The organism is Streptomyces sp. NPDC090445, assembly GCF_044769385.1.
Classification (GTDB): Bacteria; Actinomycetota; Actinomycetes; order Streptomycetales; family Streptomycetaceae; genus Streptomyces.
Genome location: NZ_JBIVXV010000006.1, coordinates 343,158 through 366,475, shown reverse-complemented (window position 1 = coordinate 366,475; position 23,318 = coordinate 343,158). Strand labels below are relative to the sequence as shown.

Genomic DNA, 23,318 nt, shown 5'->3' with positions numbered 1-23,318 from the left:
CGACGGACAGGAGACACGCCATGCCCCGGCAGGTGGACCACGAAGGCCGGCGCCGCCTCATCGCCGAGGCCGTCTGCGCGCTCGCCGACGAGAGCGGTCTGGAGGGCGTCACCCTGCGCGACGTCGCCGACCGCGCCCGGGTGTCCATGGGCGCCGTCCAGCGCTGCTTCCGCACCAAGGAGGAGATGCTCCTCTTCGCCCTCGCCCACGTCGGCGACCGCATCGGCGAGCGGGTACGGGCCCGCCTGGTCCGCAGCCCGGCCCGGTCCGCCGGCACCGCCCTGGGCCACGCGGCCACCGAACTCGCCCTGCTGCGCGAGGAACACCGCGCCGAGGCCCGGGTCTGGCTCGCCTTCCTCGCCCAGGCCGCCGTCAGCGAGCCGCTGGCCCGCGCGGTGCGGGCCAACTACGCGGCCCTGCAGGACGTGTTCACCCGCCTCGTCGCGGAAGCCGCCGGAGATGCTGTCGGAGATGCCGCCGGGGATGCCGCCGGGGGCGCCGCCGCCCTCCCGGACCCGGCCCGGGCGGCCCGTACCCTCCTCGCCCTCGCCGACGGGCTCACCGCGCACGTCCTCATCGGCCACCTCACCGCGGACCAGGCGCAGGACGTCCTGCACGCCCACCTGACGGCCCTGTGGGAGGGCGCCAACACGCCCTGAAAAACTGACCTATGTCCGGGAAAAACCGTTCGGCGCGGCGCGGCCGCCGCCGACCCCGGATGGCTCTACTGTCTGCGCATGGCTGAGACGTTCGATCACAACCCGCAGGTATGGACCGCCGGCCGGCTGCGCGAGGTGCTGGCCGCACTGCCCGACGACACCCCGATCCACATCGGCGTCGCGGACGGCCCCGGCGACTTCGACAGCTACGGCGAGTACGTACTCGTGGACGCCGAACCGGTGGAGCTCGCCATCGAGTGCGACGAGGACGGCCCGGCCGGCAGGGGCGAGCCCCGGGTGCAGTTCACGCTCTTCGCCGACGCCACGGCCGGCGTCTACCACGCCGACCTGGACTGACCGGCCGCACCGCCCCGGCCGCACCGTCCCGCCCGCAATCCCGGCCGGACCGTCCAGGCGGTCGCCGGGACGGTCCGGCGCACCCGGCGTAGCCTGGTCTGAACGCCGGAACCGCCCGTGAGCCAGGGAGGCGGCGCATGACCGATCCGCACGGGTTCCTCCGCACACCCCGCAGCCCCGTCCCGGCCCGGCCCGCCGACCGGCGGATCGGCGACTGGCTGGAGGTCCACGCCGGGCAGGCGCTGCTGCCCCTGGTGTCCGCGCAGGCCAACCGCTGCATGGACTGCGGTGTCCCCTTCTGCCACGGCGGCTGCCCGCTCGGCAACCTCATACCCGAGTGGAACGCGTACGCCGCCCACGGCGACTGGCGGGCGGCCTCGGACCGGCTCCACGCGACGAACAACTTCCCCGAGTTCACCGGCCGGCTCTGCCCCGCCCCCTGCGAGGACGCCTGCGTCCTGGCCATCAACTCCGACCCGGTCACCATCAAGAACGTCGAGCAGACCATCGCCGACCAGGCCTGGGAACACGGGTACACCGCCCCCGTCCCGCCCGCCCGGCCGACCGGCAGGACCGTCGCCGTCATCGGCTCGGGCCCGGCCGGACTCGCCGCGGCCCAGCAGCTGACCCGGGCCGGGCACACCGTCGTCGTCCACGAGCGCGACGACCGCATCGGCGGCCTGCTCCGCTACGGCATCCCCGCCTTCAAGATGGCGAAGGCACACCTGGACCGCCGCATAGCGCAGATGCTCGACGAGGGCACCGAATTCCGTACGGAGGCGGATGTCGGAGGCCGAATCGACGCGGCCGACCTGCGCAGACGGCACGACGCGGTCGTCGTCGCCGTCGGTGCGGGCGAGCGCCGCGAGCTCCCCGTGCCGGGCCGCGGCCTGCACGGCATCCACCAGGCCATGGAGTACCTCACCGGCGCCAACCGCGTCCAGGAAGGCGACCTCGCGGCGGCCCCGATCAGCGCCGAGGGCCGGCACGTCGTGATCGTCGGCGGCGGGGACACCGGCTCGGACTGCCTGGGCACCGCCCTGCGGCAGGGCGCCCGCTCCGTGGTGCAGCTCGACATCAACCCGGAGCCCGGCCCCGACCGGTCCGACACCGAGCCCTGGCCCGTGTACCCGAAGGTCTACAGGATCTCCCACGCGCACGAGGAGGCGCGCGACCGCGACGGCGGCGACCCCAGGGTCTTCGCCCACGCCACGCTGCACTTCGACGGCGACGCGGCCGGCCGGGTACGGGCCCTGCGCCTGACCGCGGTGGAACCGGTCACCCGCCGGCCCCTCCCCGGGACGGAGCGGGTCGTCGAGGCCGGACTGGTCCTGCTGGCGCTCGGCTTCTCCGGGCCCGAGCGGTCCGCCGCCCTGGAGGACCAGCTCGGCCTCACCCGGGACGCCCGCGGCGGCTACGCCCGCACCCCCGGCTTCGCGGCCCTCCCCCCGCCGGCCCCCGACGGCGGCGTCCCCGGTCCCGGCTCCGGTCGGGCCCCCGCGGACGGGGTGTTCGTCGCCGGGGACGCCGGGCGCGGGCAGTCCCTGGTGGTGTGGGCCATCGCGGAGGGCCGCTCGGCGGCCGCCGCCGTCGACCGCTACCTCACCGGCTCGACCGCCCTCCCCGACCCCGTACGCGCACACGACCGTCCCCTGACGGCCTGACGGCCCGGGCACCGCCCCGACAACGGGGAGGCGTCACCGGGCGGCCGGCACGGACGGCACAATCGTGGGGTGACTGGTGAAGATCCGTTCCTGTGGTTGGAAGACGTCGAGGGCGAGGCCGCGCTGGGCTGGGTCGCCGAGCGGAACGCGGAGACCGCCGCCGCCCTCACCCCGGACCCCCGCTTCGAGACCCTGCGCGGCGAACTGCGCGAGGTCCTCGACGACGCCGAGCGCATCCCCTACACCGTCCGCCGCGGGGCGTACCTGTACGACTACTGGCGGGACGCCGGCCGGCCGAAGGGCGTGTGGCGGCGCACCACGCTGGAGCAGTACCGCAAGGACGAGCCCGCCTGGGAGGTCCTCCTCGACGTCGACGCCCTCGCCGCGGCCGACGGCGAGGAGTGGGTGTGGGCCGGGGCCGCCGTCCGCCACCCGGACTACCGGCGCGCGCTGGTCATGCTCTCGCGGGACGGCTCCGACGCCGTCGTGGTCCGCGAATTCGACCTGGACGACCGCGCGTTCGTCGCGGGCGGCTTCGAGGTCGCCGAGGCGAAGACCCGGGTCGCCTGGATCGACGAGGACACCCTCTTCATCGGCGCCGACCTCGGCCCCGGCTCCCTGACGGCCTCCGGCTACCCGCGCACCGTCCGCCGCTGGCGCCGCGGCACCGCCCTGGAGGACGCCGAGGTCGTCTACGAGGCCGAGCACACCGACGTCTCCGCCTCCGGCTGGTACGACGCCACGCCCGGCTTCGAGCGGGCCTTCGTCTCCCGCGCCACCGACTTCTTCCACCGCGAGCTCCACCTGCTCGCCGACGGCGACCGGCTGGTCAGGATCGAGGTCCCGGCCGACGCCGGCGCGTACGCGTACCGGCAGTGGCTGGTCGTCACCCCGAAGAGCCCCTGGCTCGGCCACCCGGCCGGCTCGCTCCTCGCGTTCGACTTCGACGCCTTCCTCGCCGGCGACCGCACCGCGCACGCCCTGTTCACCCCCGACGAGCGCACCGCCCTGTCCGGCCACTGCTGGACCCGCCACCACCTGATCCTGGACACCCTGGCCGACGTCGCCACCCGGCTGGAGGTCCTCACCCCCGGCCCCGACGGCTGGAGCCGCCGCCCGCTCGCCGACGTGCCCCCGCTGTCCTCCGCCTGCATCACCGACACCGACCCGGACGCCTCAGACGAGTACTTCCTCGACGTGGACGGCTTCCTCCAGCCGTCCACCCTCACCCGCGGCCACATCGGCGGCGACACCGAGGTCCTCAAGCAGGCCCCCGCCCGCTTCGACACCGCGGGCCTGACCGTCCGGCAGCACTTCGCCACCTCCCGGGACGGCACCGCCGTGCCCTACTTCGTCGTCGGCCCCGCCGACCGCGACCGGCCCGGCCCCGCACTCCTCTACGGCTACGGCGGCTTCCGCGACCAGCAGACCCCCGGCTACAACGCCCTCACCGGCCGCGCCTGGCTCGCCCGCGGCGGCACCTTCGTCGTCGCCAACATCCGCGGCGGCGCCGAATACGGTCCCGCCTGGCACCAGGCCGCCCTCGGCGCCCACCGGGTCCGCGCCTTCGAGGACTTCGCCGCCGTCGCGGCCGACCTCACCGCCCGCGGTATCACCACCCCCGACCGGCTCGGCATCACCGGCTCCAGCAACGGCGGCCTGCTCATGGGCGCCATGCTCGTCCGCCACCCCGAGCTGTTCGGCGCGGTCGTCGCCAAGGTCCCCCTCCTCGACATGCTGCGCTACCACCGGCTGCTCGCCGGCGCCTCCTGGATCGCCGAGTACGGCGACCCCGACACCGAGGCCGACCGGCCCCACCTCCAGGACATGTCCCCGTACCACAACCTCGCCGCCGGGCGGCCGTACCCGCCGGTGCTGCTGATGACCTCCACCCGCGACGACCGGGTGCACCCCGGGCACGCGCGGAAGACCGCCGCCCGGCTGCGGGAGCTCGGCCACCGCGTGCTGTTCCACGAGAACACCGGCGGCGGCCACGGCGGCGCCTCCGACAACGAACAGGCCGCCCACAACCAGGCCCTCGCCTACACCTTCCTGTGGCAGCACCTCGGCGGCGGCACCGGCTCCTGACCCGCCGTCCGGGGCCCCGCCGGGCGCCGGGACGGCGCCCGGCGGGCGGAAAATGCTTTGCCGCCCGCCGCGGCCCTCGCCGACCATGAGCCGTTGTGAGCACCCCCCGCCGCCTCGCCGACCTGCTGCCCGACCTCTCGCCGTGGCGCTCCAGCCGCGACTTCCGCACCCTCTTCTTCCAGGGCGCGGTAACCTTCTTCGGCTCCTTCATGGCGATGGTCGCCCTGCCCCTGCAGATCAAGGAGCTCACGGACTCCCCGCTCGCGGTCGGCGCGATGGGCGCGGTGGAACTCGTACCGCTGGTCGTCTTCGGACTGTACGGAGGGGCGCTCGCCGACGCCCTGGACCGGCGGCGGCTGATCCTGCTGAGCGAGGCGGGTCTCGGCCTTCTGGCCCTGTTCCTGCTGGTCAACGCCCTGCTGCCGGACCCGCTGCTGTGGCCGCTGTACGTGGTCGCGGCCGGCGTCTCGGCGCTGTCCGGGCTGCAGCGGCCGGCCCTGGACTCGCTGCTGGCCCGGATCGTGCCGCACGAGCAGATGACCGCGGCCGCCGCGCTCAACGCACTGCGCTACCAGATCGGCGCGATCGCCGCACCGGCCGTCGCCGGCCTGGTGGTCGCCTACGCCGGGTACGCCTGGGCGTACGCCGTCACCGTGGCCGGGTTCGCCGTCTCCGTCGTCCTGTGCACCCGGCTGTCCCCGGCACCGCCCGCGCCCGGCGCGGAGAAGCCCTCGCTGCGCGGGATCGCCGAGGGCGCCCGGTACGCGTGGAGCCGGCCGGTGCTGCTGGGGACCTACGCCGTGGACCTCGCGGCGATGTTCTTCGCCTTCCCCAACACGCTCTACCCGTTCCTCGCCGACGAGCTCGACGCCGTGTGGGCGCTGGGCCTGATGTACTCCGCGGGCGCGGTGGGCTCGCTCGTGCTCGGCGTCACCAGCGGCTGGACCTCCCGGGTGCGCCGGCACGGCCTGTTCGTGGTGTGCGGGGCCGCGGTCTGGGGCGCGGCCGTCGCGGGCGCCGGCTGGTTCACCGACATCCGGGTCGTGCTGCTGTGCCTGGCGGTCGCGGGCGCCGGCGACATGCTGAGCGGGCTCGGCCGGGCGACGATCTGGAACCAGACCATCCCCGAGGAGCTGCGCGGCCGGCTGGCCGGCATCGAGGTGCTCTCGTACAGCGTGGGACCGCAACTCGGCCAGGTCCGCGCCGGAGCCATGGCCGGCTGGACCGGCACCCGCCCGGCGTTCTGGGGCGGCGGGCTGCTGTGCATGGGCGCGGTGGCCGCGCTCTGCGCCCTCCTGCCCGCCCTGGTGGCGTACGACGCGGACACCGACCGGGATGCCCGCCGCCGCCGCGAGGCCCGGGAGGCGGCGGAGGCCGCGGAGGCCGGCACGGAGGCCGGGGCGCAGGAGAGCGGCACCCCGGCCTGACCCGCCCGACCCGCCTGACCCGCCCGACCCGCCCGGCCCGCGCGGCGTGCGCCCGGCCCGCCCGGACCGGCGCATGCCGGATACAAGGGGGCGCGTACTGCGCTGGATGCGCCATTTCCGAAGAAATTCGTGGACCACGCGTGCACAAACGGGCGCTCTGTGCGATGGGCTGAGGATGGGGAGCCCTTTTCCGGAACTCCCGGGTGCCGGAGCGGGGACCGGCCCCCTCCCGCCCCTCCCTCCCACCGGAAGGTCGCGTACCGACGTGAACGCCGTCCAGACAGTTGCCCACGTGCGGATAAGGGCCGCCGCCGTACCGATGGCCAGCCCCGTCACCGTGAGGTACCCGCCGCGCCCCTACGCGGCGACGAGCAGCTGTGGGGGAGTAGCGCATGAACGAGGGTGAGATCGACCCATCCGGGGACCAGGCGGTCTCCAGCGAACTGGCCGGCGTCCTGCCGGTGGACTTCACGGCCTTCCACTCCCAGCACCACCGCGCCTACCTGCGCTACGCCCACCTCCAGCTGGGCAGCCGCAGGGACGCCGAGGACACCGTCGACGACGTGTTCACCTTCCTGCTGAAGGTGTGGCAGCACGCCCTGCGCCAGGAAAGCCTGCACGGTTTCGCGTGGGCCGTCCTGCGGGAGCACGTCGAGCGCCGGCTGGCCGTCCTGGGCCGGCCGGTGGCCATGGTGGAGACGGCCTGGTTCGCCGCCCTGCGCCGTGCGTCACGGGAGCGGCTGGAACTGCTGGAGTCCAAGCTGGGGCTGTACGCGGCCATCGCCGAGCTGACGGAACGGCACTACGACGTCGTCCTCCTGGCCTTCCTGATGGGCAACGACTACGACACCGTCGCCCGGATGATGGGGATCACCCCCGCCACGGTCCGCTCCCACATCCGCGGCGCCCGCCGGACCCTGTCCCGGAAGCTCGGCCTGGACCGGGCCCCCGGAGAGGAGAAGAGCCAGTGGGCGACATGACCCGCGACCGCGGCGCCACGAGCCGCGAGCTGGCCGCCGCCCTGGCGGACGCGGAGGTGCTGGCGGAGGAGTACGCCGGATACGACGAGTACGCGGCCCTGCGCCGCATCGCGCGCCGTGTCGCAGCCGACCGCGCCCGCGCCGAGGCCCGCGCAGCGGCCCGCGCCGGGGGCGGCGCTCCGGCAGGTCGGCACGGTGCCGCGGCCGCCGGGTCCGATGCCCTCGTCCTGGACGCGGCCTGCCACGTCCGGGCCGCGAGAGCCCTCGACGCCCTGGCCGGGCACCTCGCGGACAGCAGAGCCCTCGCCGGGCGCGCCCTCGCCCCCGAGTCCTGGCCCCACGGCCCCGCGTCCGCGCTGCTGTTCGGCTCCCTGCTGCACCTGGCGGGACGCGCGGAGGGCGCCCGGTTCTGGTTCCAGTACGCGGCCGGCGCCGACTCCCAGGCCGCCGCCCACTGCCTCTACCTGCACCACCTGGCACGGGCCGAGGTGGCCACCGCCCGCCACTGGAAGCAGTACGCCGGCGTCCTGGCCCCGGACCCCGGCCTGCCGGGGCCGCTGCCGCTCCCCGACAACCTCGAAGGGGCGCTCGCCGCCTCGGTCATCTGGACCTCCCCGCCCATCACCACCCAGGACCTCACCGCCCTGCCCGCGCCGGGCAGTCCGGGCGGGTCCCGCCACCGGCCGGCCGCCCGGCTGCGGCGGGCCGTCGCCGGACTCGTGCCCGAGCAGGACCCGGACCTGGGCGAGGTGTTCACCCCCGGCCCGCAGCTCGCGGCCGCCGTGGCCCGGCACGCCCGGCTCGACACCGCCCGGCTGACACAGGCGGCCGGCGCCCGGGCGCCGGCACCCGGGCGGCCCGCGCAGGCGCCGCCCGGCGCCCGCCGGTCCCCGGACGCGCGGCACACTCCGGCCGCGCTGGAGGCCGTACACCAGGCGCTGCGCGTCCTGGAGGTGGTCGGGAGGTTCTCCGGCGGGGTGAGCCTGGCCCAGATCGCCCGGCTGACGCGGCTGCCGCGGCTGGTCCTGGCCCGGGTCATGGAGCGGCTGGTGCGGGCGGACCTGGCCACCCCGGTCGGCCCGGGCGCGTACGGGGCGGGGTCGGCCTTGGCCCTGACCGGGGGCGCGGACGGGCCGGGCCGGCTCCGCGAGACCCTGGCCTGGGTCCGCGACGCGGTGGGCGCGGCCGTCTACGTCGCCCGGTACGCGGACGGCGAGGTCGCCATCACCCAGTACGCGGACTCGCCGAGCGCGCCGCCCGTGGTGGAGTGGGTCGACTTCCGTGCGGCGGCGCATGCCTCGGCCGTCGGCAAGGCGCTGCTGGCCCAGCTCCCGTACGCGGACCGCAGGGACCACCTGGCCCGGCACCGGCTCGACCGGTTCACCCCGTACACCCTGACCAGCGAGCGGGCCCTGTTCCGCGAGCTCGACGCCCGGCTGCCGCACGAGCCGCTGCTGGACCTGCAGGAGTACGCCATGGGCACGGTGTGCGCGGCGGTGCCGATCACGGCCGGCCCGAACGCGGAGTGCCTGGCCCTGTCGATGCCGGCCCCCGACCCGCGGCGCCTGCGGCAGGCGGCCGGGATCCTGCAGAGCGAGGCGGCCGCGGTCCTCCTCGCCCTCATCGTCTCCGGAAGTGCGCCGCCGCAGCCGCGGACCGCACCGGAGACGGCCCCGGGCCGGGGACGGGGCCCGGGGGTGTGCCGTCACGGAGCGGACGGCACCGACAGAGCCGGCCGGTGCCCCTCGGGGGTCTGACGGGCCCGCCGCCGGACACGGCGGGTGCCCGCAGGGGACAGCGGGCACCCGCCGTGGAGCCGATCGAAGGTAAAGCACCCCAACGTCCCACTATGTGATTGATTTTGACCGTTTTGATCCATATCGTCCTCGGCGTTCGACGTTGGCTGTTCCCCCTGCCCCACGCGACCACCGGAGGTCCACATGCCCGGCCGCAAGTCCCAACTGATCCTGGCGGCGGCAGCGCTGCTCTCCCTCGGATTCCCGACGGCGGCCGCCGACGCGGTCGAGGAGGCGACCTGCTTCGGGCGGGTCGCGACGATCGCCGGCTCCGGGACGATCAACGGAACGGAGGGCAACGACGTCATCGTCGGGTCGGCGGAGGTCGACACCATCGACGGCAAGGGCGGCGACGACGTGATCTGCGGCCTCGCCGGGAACGACTCGATCGCCGGCGGCCTCGGCAACGACCAGGTGGACGGCGGCGATGGCAACGACCTCGTACGCGGCGACCTGATCGGCACCAGGGCGAGCGTGGACGGCGGCGGCAACGACATCGTCTTCGGCGGCGCGGGCGACGACCGCGTCGGCGGCGACAGCATCTCCTTCGGCGGCAGCGCCACGGGCGGCGGCAACGACATCGTCTTCGGCGGCCTCGGCAACGACCACCTGGTCGGCGACAGCCGGGGCGGCATCAACGCCTCCGGCGGCGGCAACGACATCGTCGACGGCGGCGCCGGAGACGACAACATCACCGGCGACTCCTCCGCCGAGGCCACGGCGACCGGCGAGGGCAACGACGTCCTCACGGGCGGCGCCGGCACGGACGCCATCATCGGCGACGGCAACTCGGGCCACGCCTCCCGCGGCCGCCAGGAGACCGGCACCCCCTCCGCCTCGCGCCCGAAGCCCGCGGCCACCCCCGCGCCCGCGGCGGCGCCCGCCGACAGCGCGGCGGACGCGGCCACGGGCGGCAACGACCTCATGGACGGCGGCGACGCCGCGACGGACACCTGCGACGGCAAGGGCGGCTCCGACATCTCCCTCGCCTGCGAGACCACGGCCAACGTGCCGTAGTGCAGCCCGATGACGGGCTGATCGAGGGCCCCGCCCGGCCGCCCGGCCGGGCGGGGCCTGCTACGGCCGTACGGTGGCGGCGTGTTCGAGGACGGCCCGGACCTCCGCGGCGATCGCGTCCTCGTTCTGCTCGAACTCGGGCCCGGTCAGCGCCTGCGGGTCGGCCGGGAGGCCGGTGAGCACCGGCGTGTGCAGGTGGCCGCCGGGCAGGTGCGGGGCGAGCTCGCCCCGCAGCCGGTTGGAGCGGTACGCCACCTCGTTGGAGAGGTAGCCGCCCCCGCCGCCCGCGACGGCCCGCGAGCCGGCCGTCGGGCCGTCGGTCCGGTCGACGGGGGCGGTGCCGCCCGCCGGTATCTCGGTGACCGCCGTGTTCAGGCGCACCGGGAACGGTGTCTGCACGGCGGCGGTGACCGCGTCGGCCGGCAGGGTGGTGCGGATGAACTCCGGGCCCGCGCCGAGACCGGGGGCGGTCACCGGGTGCTCGCGGGTGCCGCCGGAGAGGGCGCGCGTGTTGTCGGGGTACGGGTCCGCGGAGCGGGAGCGACCGGCCCAGGCCTCCAGGGTGAAGATCCCGGGATAGCCCTGGCTGACCGTGGTGATGATGTCGGCCGGTGCGGGCCCGCCGGCCAGCCGCGGGGTGAAGGCGCGCTCGACGATGCCGGCGTCGAAGTCCGCGTACCGCACGGGGAGTACGACGGCGCGGACCTCGGCGGTGGTGCCGTCGGCGAGGGTGATGCGGCGCCCGTTGAGCCGCAGGACGGCGGAGCCGGAGGGGTTGGCGCGGCGGATCTCCGTGTCGAGGCCGAAGGGGTCGAAGCCGCTGACGAAGACGCGGCGTACGCCGGGGGAGGGGCGGAAGGCATTGTCCTTCAGGCCGCGCGAGGCGTCCTCGAAGCGGGTCCGCAGGGCGGCGCGGTCGACGGTGAACGAGGGCTGCCAGCGCGCGAGTTCGGTGGTCATGGCGAGGCGGGCCCAGTACAGCGGCCGATCGTCGCCGGCGGGGAGGTCGCCGCCGGGGCGCCGGCCCTGGGCGCGCTGCACGGCGGCGTGCCAGAGCGCGGTGCCCCAGGCGTCGAGGAGCCGGGCGGCTTCGGCGGGGTTGCGGGTGCTGCACAGGGCGGCGGGGAAGCGGCGTGTGAAGTCGCCGAGTCCGCCGCGGTCGACGAGTGCGGCGGTACGGGGGTCCGCGAGGCGGGCCTGCTCCGGGTCGGGCGCCGCAGCGGACGGCGGGCGGCAGGCGGCGGAGCCGTCGTCCGCGTGGGCGTGGGCGGGGGCGGCGACGGCGGTGGACAGGACGGTGGCGAGGAGGGCCGCGGCGGACGCGGCGCGCCGTAAGGACATCATGCGATGTGACATTACAAAGCCCTCACGGCTCCCGACAGTCACCCCTCGGCCCTCTGCAGCCACCCCTCGGCCCCCTCCAGGCACCGCCCACGGGAGAGTGAATCACCCCGCTTTGTGGCGGACTGGTATGGGATGGGCGGCGCACACCCCTCAGTCGATGGGAGATCCTCATGAAGATCCGTACCATGGTCGCCGCAGCGTCCCTGGCCGTCTGCGCGGCGCTCGGCGCCGCCGGATCCGCCGTCGCCGACAGCACGGCCGACGCCGTCGCCATCGGGTCGCCGGGCATCCTGTCGGGCAACGTGGTCCAGGTACCGATCCACATCCCGATCAACATCTGCGGCAACAGCATCAACATCATCGGCCTGCTGAACCCGACGGCCGGCAACGTCTGCGTCAACGCCTGATCCCGGGCAACAGCCCCACGCATGCCGTGAGCGGTGCCACCGGACGCGTCCGGTGGCACCGCTCACGTGCGTCCGCCCTCGCTCCGCAGCAGGCGGGGGCCGAAGGTCCCTGATCCCCCCGCCGGCAGGCCTGGTTGTCCGGCCGGAATCGGGGCTCCCGGTCCCCTGGACCAGGACCATCGGAACGGCCTCGCACCCCTCCCGACACAGCAGGCTGATGCCTGATCGAACCGGAGGTGACCTGCATGTACGCCCCGACCCGGCACCCGGCCGAAGCCGGGCGCGCGGCCGGTCCGCCCGGTCGGCCGTGATCCTCCCGCTCCCTCCCAGTCCCCTCCCCTCCCCTCTCACTCCCCTCCCACACACCGTCGCGCTCATCGGAGAAACGGAGACCCCACCATGGAAACCCGCCCGACCGGGAACAGACCCGCCGCGCCGACCTCCGGGCAGCGAACGCTGATGCTGACCCTGGCCACCCTCGGCTTCGCCCTCAACTTCTGGGCCTGGGCGCTGATCAGCCCGCTCGGCGCGCGGTTCAAGGACTCCCTCGACCTCAGCACGTTCCAGCAGTCACTGCTGGTCGCCGTCCCGGTGATCGTCGGCTCCCTGGGCCGCATACCGGTGGGCGCGCTCACCGACCGGTACGGCGGCCGGGTGATGTTCCCGCTGGTGTCCGCCGCCACGATCGTGCCGGTGCTGTACCTCGGCCTCGTCGGGCACTCGTCGCTGGCGGAGCTGCTCATCGGCGGGTTCTTCCTCGGCATCGGCGGCACGTCCTTCGCCATCGGCGTCCCCTTCGTCAACGGCTGGTTCCCCCCGGAGCGGCGCGGCACGGCCATCGGCATCTTCGGGGCCGGCATGGGCGGCACCGCGATCAGCGCACTGACCACGGTGAACCTGGTCAAGAGCCACGGGGTCGCCGCCCCCTTCGTGCTCACCGCGATCGTGCTCGCCGTGTACGCGGTGGTGGCGCTGGCCCTGCTGCGCGACGCCCCGGGACGGACGGTGCCCACCGATCCGCTGGCCCGCCGCCTCGGCGGTGCGCTCCGACTGCGCGTCACCTGGCAGGCCTCGGCGCTGTACGCCGTCGCCTTCGGCGGCTACGTCGCCTTCTCCGTCTACCTTCCGACCTACCTCAAGACCGCCTACGGACTCCAGCCGGCCGACGCCGCGAACCGGATGGCCGGGTTCGTCCTGCTGGCCGTGCTGATGCGGCCGGTCGGCGGCTGGCTGTCGGACCGGATGAGCCCCGTGCGGGTGCTGAGCTGGGCGCTGGGCGTGGTCGCGGTCGCCGCTCTGCTCCAGGGCTTCACCCCGCCGCTGGCCCCGTTCGGCACGGTGGCGTTCCTGACCATGGCCGCGGCCCTGGGCACGGGCAGCGGAGCGACGTTCGCCCTGGTCGCCCTGGTCGCGCCGGCGAACCGGGTCGGCTCCGTCACCGGTGTGGTGGGGGCGGCGGGCGGCCTCGGTGGTTTCGTCCCGCCGCTGGCGATGGGCGCCCTGTACGGCAGCTACCACTCGTACGCGGCCGGTCTCGTGGCACTCACCGCGGTCGCCGTGGCCGCCGCGGTCTTCACCGCCACTCGGGTCCGCAGCGCCGTCCAGGCCTGACGATCACCGGCCGGGCGGGCGGGCGGAAGGAAGGGCCCCTCGACGTGTCCGGGTGGCGGGTGGCGGGTGGCGGGTGCTGACCGCCATCCGCCATCCGCGACGGCATGGCGGTGCCGGGGCGGTCAGCTGCCGGTCCTGATCACGTCGCGGTACCAGGCGTACGAGTCCTTGGGGGTGCGCTCCAGCGTCTCGTAGTCCACGTGGACGAGGCCGAACCGCTGCCGGTACCCCTCCGCCCACTCGAAGTTGTCGAGGATCGACCAGATGAAGTAGCCGCGGACGTCGACGCCCTGCTCCAGCGCCCGGTGCAGGGCCCGCAGGTGCCCCTCGTGGTACGCGATCCGCCGCGCGTCCGCGACCCGCCCCGTGGCGGGGTCGGGCCCGTCGCCGTACGAGCAGCCGTTCTCGGTGATGTAGAGCGGGGGCAGCCGGTCGCCGTAGCGCTCGCGCAGGCCCACGAGCAGTTCGCGCAGCCCGTCCGGGACCACCGGCCAGCCGAAGTCGGTTTCCTCGTACCCGTCGAGCTGCCGGATCCCGAAGGGGAGGTCCGCGGGGATGCCGATCCCGCCGAAGGCGGTGGCGGCGCCGCCCGGCTCCGGAGCACCGACGAGCATCGGGTTGTAGTAGTTGACGCCGTACCAGTCCAGCGGGGCCGAGATCGTCCGGAGGTCCTCCGCCACCGGCCCCGGCAGCAGTGCGGCCAGCCCTTCGTCCGGATAGGCGCCGGTCAGGATGGGGTCGGCGAAGAGGCGGTTGGTGAGCAGGTCGTACAGTCCGGCGGCCGCACGGTCGGCGTCGGTGTCGCCCGCGGCCCACACGGGGCTGTGCGAGGCGGCCACCCCGATCCGGCGGGCCCCGGCGGCGCGCAGGGCCTGGACGCCGAGGCCGTGCGCCAGCAGCTGGTGGTGGGCCGCGGGCAGGGCGTCGAAGACGAGGTGCCGGCCCGGGGCGTGCTCCCCGAGGCCGTAGCCGAGGAGGGTGACCTCGGCGGGCTCGTTGATGGTGATCCACATGGGTACGCGGTCCGCGAGGCGCTCCGCGACCACCGAGGCGTACGCGGCGAACCGCTCGGCGGTGTCCCGTTCGAGCCAGCCGCCGCGGTCCTCCAGGGCGAGCGGGGTGTCCCAGTGGAAGAGGGTGGGCACGGGCGCGATGCCGCGGGCGCACAGCTCGTCGACGAGCCGGTCGTAGAAGTCGAGCCCGCGCGGGTTGACCGGGCCGTGGCCGTCCGGCAGGACCCGTGACCAGGAGACCGAGAACCGGTAGGCGCCGACGCCGAGTCCGGCCATCAGGGCCACGTCCTCGCGGTAGCGGCGGTAGTGGTCGGTGGCGGTGTCGGCGTGCGAACCGTCCTTGATCCTTCCCGGTTCCCGGGTGAAGGCGTCCCAGGAGGACGGCCCCCGGCCGTCGGCCGAGACGGATCCCTCGATCTGGAAGGCGGAGGCGGAGACCCCCCACAGGAAGTCAGCGGGGAAGGCGGGGAGACCGGGGTGGCCGGGGTGGCCGGGAAGGGGTGCGGGGACGGGCACGGGCGCGGTCATGCGGGCTCACTTCGTTCGCCGGGGTGCAGGTGCAGGTGCAGGTGCAGGTGCAGGTGCTGTGCGCGTGCTGTGCTGTGCTGTGCGCTGCGTCCACCGCACTGTTGGGCCCCGGAGGCCGCCGTGTCAATGGAAAGTGAACAATCCTCAGCTTTTTGCGTCGGCGCGGGTCACCACCAGCGGTGGCCTGGCCCGCTCGGCCGCCCAGTCGTGCGCCCGCACCAGGGCCGGGTCGGCGAGCCCGAGCGACGCCTCGTCCACCGTCGGCCGCTCCTGCACCAGGTCCCCGAAGTCGCAGCGCTCCAGCAGGGCCGGCAGCACGGTCACGGGCCAGGCGTGGTTGCGTACCTCCTGCCAGGACCCGTCGGTGCGCCGCAGCCGTACCGCCAGCTCCTCACCCGGACGGTACGGAGCCACGGGCGCCCTCCCGCTGCCGCCGCCGATCCGCAGCGACGCGTACTCCAGGCCGGTGCAGTCGGGGTCGGTGCTCAGCAGCACCAGCGGAGCCCCCGGCCGCAGCAGCCGGCGGATCTCGGTGAACACCGCCAGCACCGCCTCCTCGGTGGGCAGCGAGGCGAGGACGTGATGGCACATCACCGCGTCCGCGCACTCGTCCGGGAGGCCGGTCACCCGGCCGTCCTCGACCAGGTGGAACTCCGCCACCGCTCCCGCCCCGCTCCGGGCCAGCGCCAGCATCTCGGGGGAGGTGTCCACGCCCACCACCCGCGCCCCCAGCAGCCGCGCCGCCCGGTCCGCGACCCGGCCGGGCCCGCAGCCGTAGTCCACGAGCACCGAGCCCGGCCCGACCCGGCGGGACAGCGCCCGGAACGCGAAGGGGTAGCCGAGCATCCAGTCCGTGGCCGCCTCCACCGCCGCGAAGGCCTCGGCCCCGGCGGCCCCGGACCAGGTGCCGCCCGCGCTGTCCGGAGCGCGGCGGCGGCTCCGTCCGTCTGGTTCCGCTTCCTTGCTCACAGCACCCCACTATCGGCCTGTGGACCCCCGCCCGGAGCGGCGGCACGCCCGACCTCTTTCCACGCCCCCACCAGGCGTGACGGCGCGGGCGCCCGGGGCGGGTTTCCGGCCACGGAGCGAACGCGCGCGCCGGCGCGCGCGGCGGAACCGGCCACCGGGGAGCGTACGAAGGCTCCGTTTATGGCCTGAACTCCCGGCGCGCAGCCGGAAAAGCAGGCCGTAGCGTGCCCGTCGTGCCGGCGGCCGGGCCCGGTCGCCGATTTCTTCCGAGGAGATCGCATGAAGCGAGTGCTTGCTGCTCTGGCCGTCACCGGAATGGCCCTCTCCGGAACGGCCCTGACCGCGACCGCGGCGAGCGCGCAGGGCACCGGCGCCGCCGGATGCTGGAACTGGACGGCCCCCAGCTCCATCGGACAGGCCAACGGAACCGTCTGCGACGGCCACGTCAGCGGATACGTCAAGGACACCAAGGCCGACGGCAAATGTCCCTTCGTCCGCTTCGAGTTCAACAACGGCGGAGTGGAGGACAGCCCCTGGGTCGGCCCCAAGGGCGCCCAGAAGAGCTTCTCCCTGAACAACGGGTCCGGCCCGAAGAAGTGGTACATGATGCACGTGCCCTGCTGACGGCCGTGACGAACGGGGGCCCGCGGCCGCGGGCCCCCGTTGTGCCGGGGCTCCGTCGGCAGTCCGGCTTCCTCCGGGCGTACGCGGACCGGGCCGCCGGCCCCGCGTGGCGGGCGGCGGCCGGAGGCCTGCCCGGCCCCGGCCCCGGCCCCGACTGCGCGCGCGGGTGTTACGGCGCGGCGGCATCGAGGTGCAGCCCGGCCCCGTCGACCCAGGTGCCGATGCGGTGGACACCGCGGCCCTCGTCCTCGGACCTGGCCGTGAGGACGGCGGCCAGTGCCCACCGCGCCCACAGCACTTCCGCCGGGGGCAGGTCCGCGGGCCGTCCCGGCCGGTGCATCGTCATGGAGTCCTCGCTGTTCGTGGCGACGGCGGCTGCTTCGGCACGATCGTAGACAGCGGGTACGACAACTCTCGGGGCGGCGGACGTTCGTATGCTGATCCGCATGATGCGACTGGAGCGTCTCCGGGCCGATCACGCCGACGCCCTGCTGGCCTTCGAGAGGGAGAACCGGGCGTACTTCGCGCGGTTCGTGCCGGACCGCGGGGCCGCGTACTTCACGGACTTCGCCGCCCGGCACCGGGCCCTGCTGGCGGAACAGGACGCGGGGGCGTGCCATTTCCACGTGGTGCTGGCCGGGGCCGGGGCCGGGGGCGGGGCCGGGGCCGCCGGGTCCGGGGGCGGCGAACTGGTCGGGCGGGTCAATCTCGTGGACGCCGTCGCGGGGAGCGCCGAGCTCGGCTACCGGATCGGCGAACGCGCCGCGGGACGGGGCCTCGCGACGGCCGCGGTCGCGGAGGTCTGCCGCCTGGCCGCCGGCCCGTACGGACTGTCCTCGCTCACCGCCGTCGCCGACGTCGACAACCCCGCGTCCCGGGCCGTCCTCACCCGCAACGGCTTCACCGAGACCGGCCGCACCACGGCCGACGCCCGCCCCGCCGTCACCTACACCCGCCGCCTCACGCCCCGCCCGTGACCGCCACATGCGGCGGCGCCGGATCCGCCGCCGGGCACCCCGGGCCCGAAGCGGCCGTCGGTTCCTGAGCGAACGCGACGACGGCTGCCAGGTCCGCGCCCGCGCGGAGCAGCGCCACGGTCCGTGTGGCGATCTGGTCGAGGCGTCGTCGCAGGATGCGCCGGGTCACTTCCAGGCCGTCGGGCCGGTGCAGGGAGTCCATGACCTCGCGCACCGCGGGGATGCCGTGGCCGGTGCTGCGGAGGGCCGCAACGATCCTGGCCGCCCTGATCGCCGGAAGGCCGTACCGGCGTGCTCGCAGCGACGTCACCCGCTCGGGGGTGACAAGCCCTTCCTGCTCCCAGAACCGCAGGGTCGAGGCACGTACGCCGAGCGCCCGGGCGAGCTCCGTGATCGTCATCGCGTCACCCTCCTCCTCGAACCCGGATGCGTTCGCCTCGGCCTCGATCGCCTCCAACGCCTGCTGCGCGCGCAGAGCCTCGTCCCGCTCCCGCGCGAGCCGCACGTGCACCTCGCTGACCGACGAGGCGGCCTCCGCGATCGTCCCCGTCCGCAGCTCCGCGAGCATCCGCCGGGCTGCGACAGGCCCGGCGGCAGCCGCGAGTCCTCGATAGGCGCGAAGGGCCTGTACGTGAATCGGGCTGTAGGAGCGGTAGCCGTTGTCCGACCGGCCGGCCGGGGGGATCACTCCCAGCCGCTCCAGGTCGCGAACCTGTTGCAGTGAGTACCCCGACTCCCTGGCGATGTCGATCGTTCTGAGCACTGCCCGTCGTGAACCGCCCACCGGCCCGTACACCGCCAACCCCACACAAGCGCTTGAAGGTGATGCTTGAACCATGAGTATGGAACAGATCACCGCGACGGTGCGAGGCTTCGACGGCGCGCTCGTGCTGGTCCCCGGACCGGGGGGCGGCTTCCCCGAACTCGCCTGGGGGGACGCGTTCTTCTACTACGCCCCCGACGGCCGGGTGCCGCACCACGTGCAGCCGTACGGGACGATCGTCACCAAGGACCAGCCCGGCGACACCGCTTCCGACCTCGACCCTCCCGGCCGCTGGCGTGTGAACGTCCACGTCGACCGTGCGGCGTTCCGGGAGCTCACCGGGGAGGACCCGCGCAGCCTCGACCGCCCCCGCGATCACACAGCCGCCGACAGCGTGATGCCGCATCCGGTGTACGGCGCGGTCGGCTGGATCTCCGTCGTCAATCCCGGTGAGAGGACGACGGGCACGGTCCTGCGGCTCCTGCGCAGCGCCCACGACGCTGCCCGTGCCCGCTTCGAACGGCGGCACGCATCGGGAGGACCGCCGGGGAACGCTTGATCTCGACCTTGCTTGAGGTTCTACGGTTGTCGAACCGGCGATCACACGGGGTCCGCCGGACGACCGCTCACAAGGGGGCACCAGCCATGACGGCACAGTCGACGCAGACGGCACCGGGGGCACCGCAGAACCTGTCCGACGCCGAACTCGCCGGGCAGCCGGCCGCGTACTGGACCGGGGTGGCCTACGAGGCGCTGATCGCCTTCACCCGCGCCCGGCAGGCCGAACTCGGCTTCACCCAGCCCCAGTTCTGGCTGCTGCGCAACCTCTCGGAGCGCGACCTCTCGCCCGACGGGCACGGCATGACCGTCCCGGAGCTCCGCCGGGCCATGGCCGCCTACCTCCGGTCCGAGGACGATCTGGAGGCCGAGGCGGAGGTCCTGCTGGGGCAGGGGCGGCTGACCCGGGACGGCGAAGGCCGCCTGTGGATCACCGAGGCGGGGGAGGAGGCCCGCACCCGCATCAAGGAGCACGCCCCGTCGATCCGCGCCCGCATCCACGAGGGCGTCGACGACGCCGACTACGTCACCGCCCTGAAGGTCCTCCGGCAGATGCTCCGCAACACCGGCGGCCGCCACGTGGGCTGAGGCCCCCGCCACGTGGGCTGAGGCCCCCGCCGCGTCCGTTCCCCGGACCGCGCCCGGCGGCCGGAATGTCGCCGCCGGGCGTCGTCTATACGATGGCGTACGCATCACGGACGCGGGTGAGGAGAGACGGATGGGCGCGACGCGGACGCCGCGCGGCAGGTGGATCGAGGAGGGCCTGCGCGCCCTCGCCGCCGGCGGACCGGAGGCCGTCCGGATCGAGGTGCTCGCCCAGGCCCTCGGGGTCACCAAGGGCGGCTTCTACGGCTACTTCCGCAACCGGGAAGCGCTGCTGGCCGAGATCCTCGACGCGTGGGAGGAAGAGGTCACCGAGAAGGTGATCGAACGCGTCGAGAGCACCGGCGGGGACGCCCGGGCCAAACTGGACCAGCTGTTCACCATCGCCGTGGCCGCCGACGAGCCCGCGACGAGCGTGGCCGCCGATCTGGCGATCCGCGACTGGGCGCGGCGCGACGAGGAAGTCGCCCGCCGGCTGAAGCGGGCGGACAACCGGCGCATGGAGTACCTGCGCTCCCTTTTCCGCTCCTTCTGCCCCGACGAGGACGAGGTCGAGCTGCGCTGCATGATCGTCTTCTCGCTGCGCATCGGCAGCCACTTCATCGCCGCCGACCACGCCGGCCGCAGCCGCGCGGAGGTCATGCGGCTGGCCCGGCGCCGCCTCCTGGATTGAGGCCGGGGCAGGACGAGCCGGCCGTACGCTCCGGGGCTTCCGCCGGGACCCCGGGACCCCGGAGCCGTACGCTCCGGGGCTTCCGCCGGGACCCCGGGACCCCCGGACCCCGGGACGGCGAACCCGTGCCGTCCCGCCGGAAGGACGATCGAGCCCGGGCGGAGCGCGGGCGGCTCAGTGTGCGGCCGTGAGGCGCCGTTCGAGGGGGGTGCGGTAGCAGGGGGTGACGCGGGTGCCGTCGAGGAACGCGGCCAGCCGGTCGGTTTCCGTGCGGACGGCGGCGCGTGCTGCCGGGCCGGGGTCGGCGAGCAGGTGGTGGACGATGCGGCCGTCCGCGCGCTGGGCCCAGGCCCCGATGATGCGGCCGTTCCACCACACGGTGGGGCCGATGTTGCCGTTGCGGTCGAAGAGGTGCGGGGTGTGGGCCGGATCGAGGTACCAGGCGCGGTGCCGCCAGCCCATGGCCGTCGGGTCGAGGCCCGGCAGGAGGGCGGCCGCCGGCTCGGCGGCCGGCGGGTCCGGCGCCGGCGTCGGCCCCAGGTCTTCGGGGAGGAGGTAGCCGGTGCCCTCGTCGAGGGCGACGGCCCGGGCACCGGTGGCGGCGAGGGCCTTGCGGCTGTCGGTGACGGTCCAGCCGGTCCACCACTTCAGGTCGTCCAGGGTCGCCGGGCCGAACGCCTCGAGGTACCGGCGGGCCACTACGGTGCGGGCCTCCGCAGGGGGCAGCTGCGGCAGCGGCCGGGCCGGCGCCCAGTGGAACTGCGCCGAGGTCCACGACCCGGCCGGCCGGGTCCGCCGGATGCGGCCCTCGGCGGCGAGCACACCGAGGACGGGCGTACTCGCCCGCTGCCGGGACTCGTACGGCTTGCCGGGGGAGACCACGAGCTGCTCGCGCAGCGCGGGCACGTCGGCGGCCAGCTGGGCGGCGGTCGCCCGGCCGCGCGCCGCGAAGGCCGCCAGGACCTCCTGCTCCACCGCCGCGTGGCGACGCTCGTCCCAGCCGAGTTCCTCACGGAGCCGGGCGGCGGCCTCGGTGCGGTGGCGCCCGGCGGCGCCGCCCGCGGTCGCGGACCGTACGGCCGGGGCCAGCGCGGCCGGTACGACGAACATGGTGCGGCGCATGCAGCGTATGCGCTCCAGCGCCGGGCCCCCGCTCGCACACCCGGTCTCGTACAGGGACTGTTCGATGGCGGCGGCGGTGGGGGCGCGCATCCGGGCGGCCGCGGCGAGGAACACGGTCGCCGGGTCGGTGGCGTGCAGGCCGACCAGGGCCTCGGCCACCGCCTCGGCGGTCTCCTCCCGGACGGACGGCGCGAGGCGGTGGCGGAGCACCAGGCGGGCACGGCGCGCGGCGGCGGTGATCCGCGGCAGCCCGGTCATCGGCAGGGGCATGGGGATGCTCATGCGGGGCTCAGCGGACGATCTTGATGCCGAAGCGGGTGCCGAAGCCCAGGGCGAAGCCGATGGCGCTGTGCAGGTGGGCGTACATCTCCATGCCCCGGGCGGACACCAGCGGCCCCAGGTCGAGGACGTCCTCCCAGCCGTACGCCGTCAGCAGTTCGACGGCGTGCTGCTTGGCGTCGGCGTGCTCGCCGGCGACGAACACGGTGTGCGCGCCGCCGCCGACGGCCTTCGGGTCGACGACGGTCGCCTGCTCCTGCGTGACGAAGGACTTCACGACCTTGGTCCGCGGCAGGGCCCGCTGGATCTGCTCGCCGAGGCTGTCGGTGTCGCAGGGCTCCATCCTCGGCATCACGCCCCACGGCGTGGGCCACGGGTGCTCGACCTGCGGGTTGTACACGTACGGGACGGCGTAGTCGATGAGGGTCTTGCCGGCGAGGGCGTCGGAGATCGCCGACAGGGCGGCGACGGCGCTGTGCCCGTCGATGCCGTTGACGACCACCTCGTCGGCGGCGGCCGCGGCGTCCCCGAAGGCCAGCAGTGTGATGCCGGGGTGATCGGCGAGCCAGGCCCCGAAGGGCGGGTTCACCGTCATGTCGGGCTCGGTGCGGGCCAGGGTGGCCTGCGGGTCCCTGGTGCCGACGAAGACCTCGTGGCCGAGCCCGGCGAGTCGCGCGATGTGCGCCCGCGCGCCCCCACCCGTACCGAGAACTGCGATTTTCATGGGAATCCTCCCGATTCGTTCGTGTGGACGGATTCAGCGTAGAGAGGTTTCAGGACAGGGGGTGTCCTCTGACTCGGGCACGATGGAAGCCATGACGAGCGAGATGACCGCCCGCATGCTGCGGCTGCTGTCCCTGCTGCAGACCCGCCGGGAATGGTCGGGCGCCGACCTGGCCGAGCGGCTGGAGGTGACCGTCCGCACCGTGCGCCGTGACATGGACCGGCTGCGCGAGCTGGGCTATCCCGTGGAGAGCGCGCGCGGGCACGCCGGCGGCTACCGGCTGGCCGCCGGCAGCGAGCTGCCGCCCCTCCTCCTGGACGACGACGAGGCCGTCGCCATCGCCGTCGCCCTGCGCACCGCCGCCGGCGGTCTCACCGGCATCGAGGAGACCGCCCTGCAGGCCCTGGCCAAACTCGAACGGGTCCTTCCGCGCCGGCTGCGCGGACAGGCCGCCGCCCTGCAGACCGCCCTGGCCGGCATCGTCTGGGAGGACCGCGGGCCGCGCGCCGACCCGGCCCTGCTGGCGCTCCTCGCCACTGCATGCCGCGACCACGAGATCGTGGCCTTCGACTACACCGCCCGGCACGGGAGGTACGGGCCACCTGCCGCCGCGGAAGGCGGTGCCGTACGGCGCCGTGCCGAGCCCTGCCACCTCGTGGCCTCCGGCGACCTGTGGTACCTCCTGGCCCACGACACCGACCGGGACGACTGGCGCCTCTTCCGCCTCGACCGCATCACCGACGCCGCCCCCACCGGCCGGCGCGTCGCACCCCGCCCCGTCCCCGGCGGAAACCCGGCCGCGTTCGTCGCCGACCGCCTCTCGGCCGTGCCCACCCGTCACCGGGCCGTCGCCACCGTCCGCGCCCCGGCCGACCACGTCCGCGCCCGGATCCGCGGCCTGGGCCCGCGCCTCCGTCCCGTGGACACCACGACCTGCCGCGTCGACGCCTCCGACGACTCCCTGACCCGGATCGCGCAGACCCTGGCCGGCCTCGACGCCGAGTACGACCTCGACGCCGACCCCGACGTGCTCGCACACCTGCGCGCCGCGGCCCAGCGGCTCCTGCGCGCCGCGGACTGAGCCGGCCCGGGCCGCCTTCCTCATGGCGAACCGTTTCACGCCATCGGATGGAAA

Annotated in this window: 22 protein-coding genes and 1 pseudogene; 16 read left to right on the top strand and 7 right to left on the bottom strand. The window is 74.9% G+C overall.

From position 1 onward, the window contains the following. The first annotated feature begins 20 nt into the window (after positions 1-20). The 8 genes and pseudogenes from ACIQUT_RS16785 to ACIQUT_RS16750 all read left to right on the top strand — a co-directional run bounded on the left by ACIQUT_RS16785 (position 21) and on the right by ACIQUT_RS16750 (position 9,988). Positions 21-659 (top strand): TetR/AcrR family transcriptional regulator, encoded by a 639-nt coding sequence (locus tag ACIQUT_RS16785; RefSeq protein WP_403563658.1) that lies wholly within the window; start codon positions 21-23, stop codon positions 657-659. A 78-nt stretch (positions 660-737) separates the two neighbouring features. Next, positions 738-1,016, top strand: a complete 279-nt coding sequence (locus tag ACIQUT_RS16780; RefSeq protein ID WP_403563657.1) for a DUF6225 family protein — start codon at positions 738-740, stop codon at positions 1,014-1,016. A gap of 137 nt (positions 1,017-1,153) precedes the next feature. After that, a complete protein-coding gene (locus ACIQUT_RS16775; RefSeq protein WP_403563656.1) occupies positions 1,154-2,680 on the top strand; it encodes a glutamate synthase subunit beta in 1,527 nt (508 codons plus the stop codon). A gap of 69 nt (positions 2,681-2,749) precedes the next feature. Continuing rightward, a complete protein-coding gene (locus ACIQUT_RS16770) occupies positions 2,750-4,768 on the top strand; it encodes a prolyl oligopeptidase family protein (protein ID WP_403563655.1) in 2,019 nt (672 codons plus the stop codon). A gap of 95 nt (positions 4,769-4,863) precedes the next feature. Then, a complete protein-coding gene (locus tag ACIQUT_RS16765; RefSeq protein WP_403563654.1) occupies positions 4,864-6,195 on the top strand; it encodes an MFS transporter in 1,332 nt (443 codons plus the stop codon). Positions 6,196-6,587: 392 nt separating this feature from the next. Beyond that, positions 6,588-7,175: an RNA polymerase sigma factor gene (locus ACIQUT_RS16760; protein ID WP_403563653.1), complete on the top strand. Its 588-nt coding sequence runs from the start codon at positions 6,588-6,590 to the stop codon at positions 7,173-7,175. A 917-nt stretch (positions 7,176-8,092) separates the two neighbouring features. Continuing rightward, a pseudogene (locus ACIQUT_RS16755) lies at positions 8,093-8,803 on the top strand (IclR family transcriptional regulator); the annotation flags it as partial. A gap of 312 nt (positions 8,804-9,115) precedes the next feature. Beyond that, entirely contained in the window at positions 9,116-9,988 is an 873-nt protein-coding gene (locus tag ACIQUT_RS16750; RefSeq protein WP_403563652.1) for a calcium-binding protein, read from the top strand. A 60-nt stretch (positions 9,989-10,048) separates the two neighbouring features. Here ACIQUT_RS16750 and ACIQUT_RS16745 read toward each other — a convergent pair whose 3' ends face one another. Further along, positions 10,049-11,332: a pyroglutamyl peptidase gene (locus tag ACIQUT_RS16745; RefSeq protein WP_403563651.1), complete on the bottom strand. Its 1,284-nt coding sequence runs from the start codon at positions 11,330-11,332 to the stop codon at positions 10,049-10,051. Positions 11,333-11,502: 170 nt separating this feature from the next. Here ACIQUT_RS16745 and ACIQUT_RS16740 point away from each other — a divergent pair, with 170 nt between their 5' ends. Together ACIQUT_RS16740 and ACIQUT_RS16735 are read left to right on the top strand one after the other, a co-directional pair. Then, positions 11,503-11,739, top strand: a complete 237-nt coding sequence (locus ACIQUT_RS16740; protein ID WP_403563650.1) for a chaplin — start codon at positions 11,503-11,505, stop codon at positions 11,737-11,739. A 399-nt stretch (positions 11,740-12,138) separates the two neighbouring features. Continuing rightward, positions 12,139-13,350, top strand: a complete 1,212-nt coding sequence (locus ACIQUT_RS16735) for an MFS transporter (protein ID WP_403563649.1) — start codon at positions 12,139-12,141, stop codon at positions 13,348-13,350. Between the two features lie 122 nt (positions 13,351-13,472). Here ACIQUT_RS16735 and ACIQUT_RS16730 read toward each other — a convergent pair whose 3' ends face one another. After that, entirely contained in the window at positions 13,473-14,891 is a 1,419-nt protein-coding gene (locus ACIQUT_RS16730) for a GH1 family beta-glucosidase (RefSeq protein WP_403563648.1), read from the bottom strand. A 144-nt stretch (positions 14,892-15,035) separates the two neighbouring features. Then, complete coding sequence (locus ACIQUT_RS16725) at positions 15,036-15,860, bottom strand: class I SAM-dependent methyltransferase (RefSeq protein ID WP_403563647.1); 825 nt, start codon at positions 15,858-15,860, stop codon at positions 15,036-15,038. Between the two features lie 279 nt (positions 15,861-16,139). Here ACIQUT_RS16725 and ACIQUT_RS16720 point away from each other — a divergent pair, with 279 nt between their 5' ends. Next, on the top strand, positions 16,140-16,484 hold the full coding sequence (locus ACIQUT_RS16720; RefSeq protein WP_403563646.1) for a hypothetical protein: 345 nt from the start codon (positions 16,140-16,142) through the stop codon (positions 16,482-16,484). 169 nt (positions 16,485-16,653) lie between these two features. Here ACIQUT_RS16720 and ACIQUT_RS16715 read toward each other — a convergent pair whose 3' ends face one another. Next, on the bottom strand, positions 16,654-16,932 hold the full coding sequence (locus ACIQUT_RS16715; protein WP_403563645.1) for a hypothetical protein: 279 nt from the start codon (positions 16,930-16,932) through the stop codon (positions 16,654-16,656). On the opposite strand from ACIQUT_RS16715, the gene ACIQUT_RS16710 reads away from it, so the two are divergent. Then, positions 16,931-17,461, top strand: a complete 531-nt coding sequence (locus ACIQUT_RS16710) for a GNAT family N-acetyltransferase (protein WP_403563644.1) — start codon at positions 16,931-16,933, stop codon at positions 17,459-17,461. The two genes, ACIQUT_RS16715 and ACIQUT_RS16710, sit on opposite strands and share 2 nt — an antisense overlap. Here ACIQUT_RS16710 and ACIQUT_RS16705 read toward each other — a convergent pair. Beyond that, positions 17,445-18,224: a MerR family transcriptional regulator gene (locus ACIQUT_RS16705; protein WP_403563643.1), complete on the bottom strand. Its 780-nt coding sequence runs from the start codon at positions 18,222-18,224 to the stop codon at positions 17,445-17,447. The two genes, ACIQUT_RS16710 and ACIQUT_RS16705, sit on opposite strands and share 17 nt — an antisense overlap. A 79-nt stretch (positions 18,225-18,303) precedes the next feature. On the opposite strand from ACIQUT_RS16705, the gene ACIQUT_RS16700 reads away from it, so the two are divergent. The 3 genes from ACIQUT_RS16700 (at position 18,304) to ACIQUT_RS16690 (ending at position 20,058) form a co-directional block, all read left to right on the top strand. Next, on the top strand, positions 18,304-18,783 hold the full coding sequence (locus ACIQUT_RS16700) for a DUF6194 family protein (RefSeq protein ID WP_403563679.1): 480 nt from the start codon (positions 18,304-18,306) through the stop codon (positions 18,781-18,783). Between the two features lie 86 nt (positions 18,784-18,869). Continuing rightward, on the top strand, positions 18,870-19,370 hold the full coding sequence (locus ACIQUT_RS16695; protein WP_403563642.1) for a MarR family transcriptional regulator: 501 nt from the start codon (positions 18,870-18,872) through the stop codon (positions 19,368-19,370). A gap of 130 nt (positions 19,371-19,500) precedes the next feature. Further along, a complete protein-coding gene (locus tag ACIQUT_RS16690; RefSeq protein WP_403563641.1) occupies positions 19,501-20,058 on the top strand; it encodes a TetR/AcrR family transcriptional regulator in 558 nt (185 codons plus the stop codon). A gap of 174 nt (positions 20,059-20,232) precedes the next feature. On the opposite strand, the gene ACIQUT_RS16685 is transcribed toward ACIQUT_RS16690, so the two are convergent. Further along, a complete protein-coding gene (locus ACIQUT_RS16685) occupies positions 20,233-21,462 on the bottom strand; it encodes a winged helix DNA-binding domain-containing protein (protein WP_403563640.1) in 1,230 nt (409 codons plus the stop codon). A 7-nt stretch (positions 21,463-21,469) separates the two neighbouring features. Further along, complete coding sequence (locus ACIQUT_RS16680; RefSeq protein ID WP_403563639.1) at positions 21,470-22,183, bottom strand: NADPH-dependent F420 reductase; 714 nt, start codon at positions 22,181-22,183, stop codon at positions 21,470-21,472. Between the two features lie 91 nt (positions 22,184-22,274). Here ACIQUT_RS16680 and ACIQUT_RS16675 point away from each other — a divergent pair, with 91 nt between their 5' ends. Further along, positions 22,275-23,264 (top strand): helix-turn-helix transcriptional regulator, encoded by a 990-nt coding sequence (locus tag ACIQUT_RS16675; protein ID WP_403563638.1) that lies wholly within the window; start codon positions 22,275-22,277, stop codon positions 23,262-23,264. The last annotated feature ends 54 nt before the right edge of the window (positions 23,265-23,318 follow it).

What these genes read in the sequence shown, in the direction of transcription:
- ACIQUT_RS16690 (WP_403563641.1), top strand. Translation starts at nt 19,501, where the DNA reads ATGGGCGCGACGCGGACGCCGCGCGGCAGGTGGATCGAGGAGGGCCTG.
- ACIQUT_RS16720 (WP_403563646.1), top strand. Translation starts at nt 16,140, where the DNA reads ATGAAGCGAGTGCTTGCTGCTCTGGCCGTCACCGGAATGGCCCTCTCC.
- ACIQUT_RS16745 (WP_403563651.1), bottom strand. Translation starts at nt 11,332, where the DNA reads ATGATGTCCTTACGGCGCGCCGCGTCCGCCGCGGCCCTCCTCGCCACC.
- ACIQUT_RS16700 (WP_403563679.1), top strand. Translation starts at nt 18,304, where the DNA reads ATGGAACAGATCACCGCGACGGTGCGAGGCTTCGACGGCGCGCTCGTG.
- ACIQUT_RS16710 (WP_403563644.1), top strand. Translation starts at nt 16,931, where the DNA reads ATGATGCGACTGGAGCGTCTCCGGGCCGATCACGCCGACGCCCTGCTG.
- ACIQUT_RS16680 (WP_403563639.1), bottom strand. Translation starts at nt 22,183, where the DNA reads ATGAAAATCGCAGTTCTCGGTACGGGTGGGGGCGCGCGGGCGCACATC.
- ACIQUT_RS16750 (WP_403563652.1), top strand. Translation starts at nt 9,116, where the DNA reads ATGCCCGGCCGCAAGTCCCAACTGATCCTGGCGGCGGCAGCGCTGCTC.
- ACIQUT_RS16685 (WP_403563640.1), bottom strand. Translation starts at nt 21,462, where the DNA reads ATGAGCATCCCCATGCCCCTGCCGATGACCGGGCTGCCGCGGATCACC.
- ACIQUT_RS16740 (WP_403563650.1), top strand. Translation starts at nt 11,503, where the DNA reads ATGAAGATCCGTACCATGGTCGCCGCAGCGTCCCTGGCCGTCTGCGCG.
- ACIQUT_RS16695 (WP_403563642.1), top strand. Translation starts at nt 18,870, where the DNA reads ATGACGGCACAGTCGACGCAGACGGCACCGGGGGCACCGCAGAACCTG.
- ACIQUT_RS16715 (WP_403563645.1), bottom strand. Translation starts at nt 16,932, where the DNA reads ATGCGGATCAGCATACGAACGTCCGCCGCCCCGAGAGTTGTCGTACCC.
- ACIQUT_RS16735 (WP_403563649.1), top strand. Translation starts at nt 12,139, where the DNA reads ATGGAAACCCGCCCGACCGGGAACAGACCCGCCGCGCCGACCTCCGGG.
- ACIQUT_RS16675 (WP_403563638.1), top strand. Translation starts at nt 22,275, where the DNA reads ATGACGAGCGAGATGACCGCCCGCATGCTGCGGCTGCTGTCCCTGCTG.
- ACIQUT_RS16785 (WP_403563658.1), top strand. Translation starts at nt 21, where the DNA reads ATGCCCCGGCAGGTGGACCACGAAGGCCGGCGCCGCCTCATCGCCGAG.
- ACIQUT_RS16775 (WP_403563656.1), top strand. Translation starts at nt 1,154, where the DNA reads ATGACCGATCCGCACGGGTTCCTCCGCACACCCCGCAGCCCCGTCCCG.
- ACIQUT_RS16780 (WP_403563657.1), top strand. Translation starts at nt 738, where the DNA reads ATGGCTGAGACGTTCGATCACAACCCGCAGGTATGGACCGCCGGCCGG.
- ACIQUT_RS16760 (WP_403563653.1), top strand. Translation starts at nt 6,588, where the DNA reads ATGAACGAGGGTGAGATCGACCCATCCGGGGACCAGGCGGTCTCCAGC.
- ACIQUT_RS16730 (WP_403563648.1), bottom strand. Translation starts at nt 14,891, where the DNA reads ATGACCGCGCCCGTGCCCGTCCCCGCACCCCTTCCCGGCCACCCCGGC.